The following is a 4400-nucleotide window of genomic DNA, read 5'->3' as shown; positions in this document are numbered from 1 at the left end:
GGGTTAGGGTGGGGTAAAACTGACACGAAAACTCAGTGAGTAAACTATTTGAGACTTGTGTGTACACCGTAGCTTACCAAGGGGAGGGTGCGCGATCGCGCAGGTGGGGTATTAACCTATCCCTTAGCTTGTAATCCATTGAACTAATTTTGTGAAATACCTACACCTCTAATAAGCAAGTCAACCGAAGCATCTTGTCGGTTGACTTAACTTAATATCAAAATTAGTATCGCTGAATAAATAAAACAATTACACTTTGCCAGCCAAGTTCATCAATTGTTTGAAGTTCACAAGATAAGTGATGTTGTTGGCGCTATCAATTTTGATCCACCCTTTTTCATGCAGCTTTTCCATGATTTTGGTGGTTTCTTCAACGCCGATTTCTGTCACCTCTGCTAAATCTTTAAAGGGAATGTTAAAAATTTCTCTTCCTAAGTCTGATTCCTGACCATAGCTTTCACCCAAAGTCACTAGGGTATGAGCGAGTTTAACTGCTGGTGGTGAAGACCGCATTTGCAAGCGCACGTTAATTTGCCGCAATCGGCGCACCATCAGTTGCAACATGCGGTGATGTAACTGCGGGTCTTTAAACAATATTTGAATAAACCGCTCTCTGGAAATACTCAGCAACTTCACGGGTGAAAGGGCAATGACATCAGTTGAGCGTGGAGATTCATCCAAAATTGCCATTTCTCCAAAAAAATCGCCACGCCCAAAAATTGCCAAAGCTACTGAATCTTCCCCGACGGTACGCCGGACTTTGACCCAACCAGAAACCACGAAGTAAACGGCGTTACCCCAGGCATCTTCCATCACAACGGCTCGCCCAGATGGGTATTCATGTTCAATTGCAACGTTGAGTAGCCATTCCAATGTCTGTGGATTGGCTGTACTCATTAAGGGGAAAAGTTCACTAAAAACCTCAGTTAGCATGAAATATTTGCAACAATAGGATTTAAGAGCGGGTAACTAACTTTAACTTTGCTACTATTTGAGTTTGTTTAAACCGTAATCTTACTCAGAATACGATCGCAAAATTTGTATTTATTTAGAGATGAATCTCTAAGCTTTATCAGTCTAGGATTCCATTACAACATAACAATTATGTATGCGAACGAAATCAGCGTTTTCACCTACTGACTGATGATTTACTCTTTGTTGGTAGATTGCTATCTAGTGCCAATATTTTGATCTGTTGGTCTAAATTTTTCACTAATTGATTCAGGGCAACTAAAGCCTCTAATTGCTGAGAATCAAGGCTAGGATTCACTAAAACTTGTTCTTGTAGTTCATGTAACTTAATGCTTAGTTGCTGAGAAATTCCTAAAGCATCGCGGCCTATACGCGTCAATTGTTGTTGTTGATAGAATTTTAATGCTGCTCCCCGCAATACTTGGAGTGTTGCCTCTTCGCCGTAGATTCCCGGCATGACTCGCAAGCGTAATAATAAGCGATTTTTTTGATATACGTATTCTTTTTCTACTTGTTTTGGTTCTGTAACCGTGGTTACAGGCAGGGAAGCAAACCGCTTTAATTCATTCAATACTCCTTGAAAAACTGAGAGCGGCAGTTTGTCTAATACAGACTGCAAAACTCCATTGTCACTCCACAATATTCTGCCTTCGTAAGCTTGTCTTTCTAAGTACAGCCGACCAATTCCCCCAGCCAAGATTCGCCCTAGTAATTCTTCTAGTAATTTTTTTGGTGGCAGCGTTGTTAGCAACTCAATCGGATTCAGCAGTTCGGAAGCTTGTGTGGGAAAAATAGGTAAATTGTTTGATGATGTGGGTTCAGAATCCTCTCCCGATTGAGTTCTGGAAATAGGGGTCAAGAACGTCGTAGTTTGAGATGATTGGTCTAGCTCTGGGATAGGAGGCAAGTCTACCCGCTGTCCAGAATTTTGACGCTTTTGTGTCTGAAACACCATCAATACTGGTTGTTGATTAGATTCCGAGTTGGCATCTAGGGAAGGACTAGGTGTGTCAGCAATCATAGCTGGACTATTTGTTGGGGGAAAGTCCACTGTTGACTGATGCACTTGTTGGGCATCTAGCTGAGATGTATTCTTATGGTTGAGGTAGGCTGATAGTATTCTGCGGTGAGCATCGGCTGCCATCGCCTCAATCACCATTGTGCAATTGATATAAGACAAAATGCGACCAACGTAATCTAGGGCTTCGCTCTCTTCTGGATAAACCATACCTAGCAAGAGGTTTTTGTCTTCTAATCTAAAGGGTAAAATCTGGTGGTAGAGGCAAGCTTCAAAGGACAAAAGATTATCAATCAGGTGGAACATTTGTTCGCGATCGCCTCTTTCCTCCCACTTAGTTTGAGCGGCAGTTAGTATTTGCTGTCCATGTGCTGCGGTATCATTTAGTTCGCCCTTTGAAGACAACATAGATTTGATTCGTTGGTGTTTACTTATATTTTGCCTCTATTTCAATAGGTAGTTAATAAAGATACTTTGTTAAATTGTTAAAATTTCAATTATATATACTTAAATAAATGTAAGTAGAAGATGAATTTTAGATTAGAGATTGCGGATAATACTGAGGATTGGGCAAAAGAGTGCTGTTAGCGGATAGCTAAGGTTGAGCCAGTGCTGAGTTTTGTTTATCTCCTTGTATTCTTGTCCCCTTGTCTCCCCTCCTCCTCGTCACTGAGCGACTTGCCTTGACTTGTGCCGAGCATCTCGACTTACTTCGACTACGTTCTTCTCTACCAGAGGCTGTGCCAACGGCTACGCTCAGGACAAGCTCAGTACAAGTCGCTCGATGGAACCGGAGCCAAGGTAGCGAAGTCGAAAGGAGCCGAAGTGCTGCTCCCCACTCCCCCATGCTCAATTTCCCACTACAGGCTACTCCTGGGTTCTTAAAGCTTGGGCTGCAAGATAGACTTTGGTCCATTCGCCTAGCACTTGATGGGTTTTAAGTTTTAACTGTTGAGCTATTGCTTCTATTGAGTTACCCGCTTTCCGCAAAGCTAAAATCTGCCGCCCCAGAGGAGTCAATTTTTCATCAAGTTGCTCCCATTGGTTTTGTGTTAACCCCAAGTTATGTTCTTGCAAAGAAATTGAGAGCCAACTTTCCACGAGTTCTGGTTTACCTTTGAGGGCAAAAACACGCACAGCATGATAACTAATTTTTTCTCGTAGTCGATATACCTCTTTAGTCTGCTTGTTCAGTTTCTGGGCGATGTCTTCCTGGGACTTACCTTGCAGATAGAGTCGTAGCCATTCCACTGCATCTGTTCCCAGATTTTCTTGTAAATAATCTTCAAATTCTTTTTGTACTGACTGGCGCAGCCCTTGTTGTTCCTCTAGTTGTTGTGCTTCTTGATATTCTGCGATCGCCTGACTATCGACTAAGTTAACTCGATTGTCACTGTCGTCTGTGAGAACTTCTTCTGACACTAGTCGAACCAAATCACGCCCTGGCACTTGAGTTAAACCACCGCGCTGAGTGCGACGCAAATAATTCACAAATCGGTAAGCTAATAGGGGTTGATTCCGTACTGGCCGCAGACAATATTCTTCTAAACTGGCAAATAGCAGAGCATCTCCCAATCTTCTATCGGTTGTATATTTAGCAATATCAGCCATTTGCTGTTGCATCTGGCTGTCGTTTTGCAGTAATTCTTGGAGTACTTCTTGTAATACATCCATTACACTGCGCTGGCGATCGCGGCTGAGGGAAACCCAAGTCTGAATCTTATTCCGTAATGTTACTAAACTCCCCAATCGGGTTATCAAGTTGCGATAAGCACGTTCTCGCCCCAAACCCAAGTAGCGTTGACGTAAAATTCTCCAGCGATATTCCATCGCTTGCTTGGCGATATCTAGTTCTTTAGGATTATACAGATCGAACCGTTTTGAGTCAGATCCCAACAGCCAGAGAATAATGCTGTGCCTTGTGGCTTCATTTTGGTCTGGACATTCCACAGCCAAGCGCTTTTGCCAATCTAGAGCCAGTTTTTTCACATCTATTGTCATAGTGAGATTGCATTCCTCGAAACTCAATTTTGAAGTTTGCATCACAACCCCCATTCGTCCCACCTAATTGTTTAACTGGCAGCTGCCCCAGATTTCACGTATTTCATGAATTTCATGAAAATAGCTCAGTGATTCTACTTTTATTACGTCTGAATTCATGAAAATTATGCAGAAATTCCTACATTGATATTTTGCTTTTACTTGAAAAAGTCCAAAATCAATATATATTAAGCATTTGGGGCATTATGCCAATTTAAATTTTTTGTAAAGTTATGTTTTTAATTGAGAACAGAAATCTGCTTAAAGTGTGGAGGATACACCTTTCACAAAATGGATCGGGTAAATCTGACATTTTGTAACAGATCCGAGGAACGAATAAGCTAATGCGCCTACATATTGCACTATTTTC

At 41.8% G+C, this 4400-nt stretch carries 2 protein-coding genes and 1 pseudogene; all 3 read right to left on the bottom strand.

Going from position 1 to position 4400, the window contains the following annotated elements; genetic code table 11:
• Positions 1-249 precede the first annotated feature (249 nt).
• The 3 genes and pseudogenes from IQ229_RS14920 to IQ229_RS14910 all read right to left on the bottom strand — a co-directional run bounded on the left by IQ229_RS14920 (position 250) and on the right by IQ229_RS14910 (position 4045).
• Positions 250-933 (bottom strand): Crp/Fnr family transcriptional regulator, encoded by a 684-nt coding sequence (locus tag IQ229_RS14920; RefSeq protein ID WP_099101639.1) that lies wholly within the window; start codon positions 931-933, stop codon positions 250-252.
• Between the two features lie 1252 nt (positions 934-2185).
• A pseudogene (locus tag IQ229_RS24875) lies at positions 2186-2296 on the bottom strand (hypothetical protein); the annotation flags it as partial.
• A 561-nt stretch (positions 2297-2857) separates the two neighbouring features.
• The gene (locus IQ229_RS14910) at positions 2858-4045 is read right to left on the bottom strand and encodes a HetZ-related protein 2 (RefSeq protein WP_194044916.1); all 1188 of its coding nucleotides are present in this window, start codon (positions 4043-4045) and stop codon (positions 2858-2860) included.
• Between the last annotated feature and the right edge of the window lie 355 nt (positions 4046-4400).

This window comes from Nostoc cf. edaphicum LEGE 07299, assembly GCF_015207245.1.
GTDB lineage: Bacteria > Cyanobacteriota > Cyanobacteriia > Cyanobacteriales > Nostocaceae > Nostoc > Nostoc edaphicum_B.
This window is presented reverse-complemented; position numbering and strand designations above follow the sequence as displayed.

What these genes read in the sequence shown, in the direction of transcription:
- IQ229_RS14910 (WP_194044916.1), bottom strand. Translation starts at nt 4,045, where the DNA reads ATGGGGGTTGTGATGCAAACTTCAAAATTGAGTTTCGAGGAATGCAAT.
- IQ229_RS14920 (WP_099101639.1), bottom strand. Translation starts at nt 933, where the DNA reads ATGCTAACTGAGGTTTTTAGTGAACTTTTCCCCTTAATGAGTACAGCC.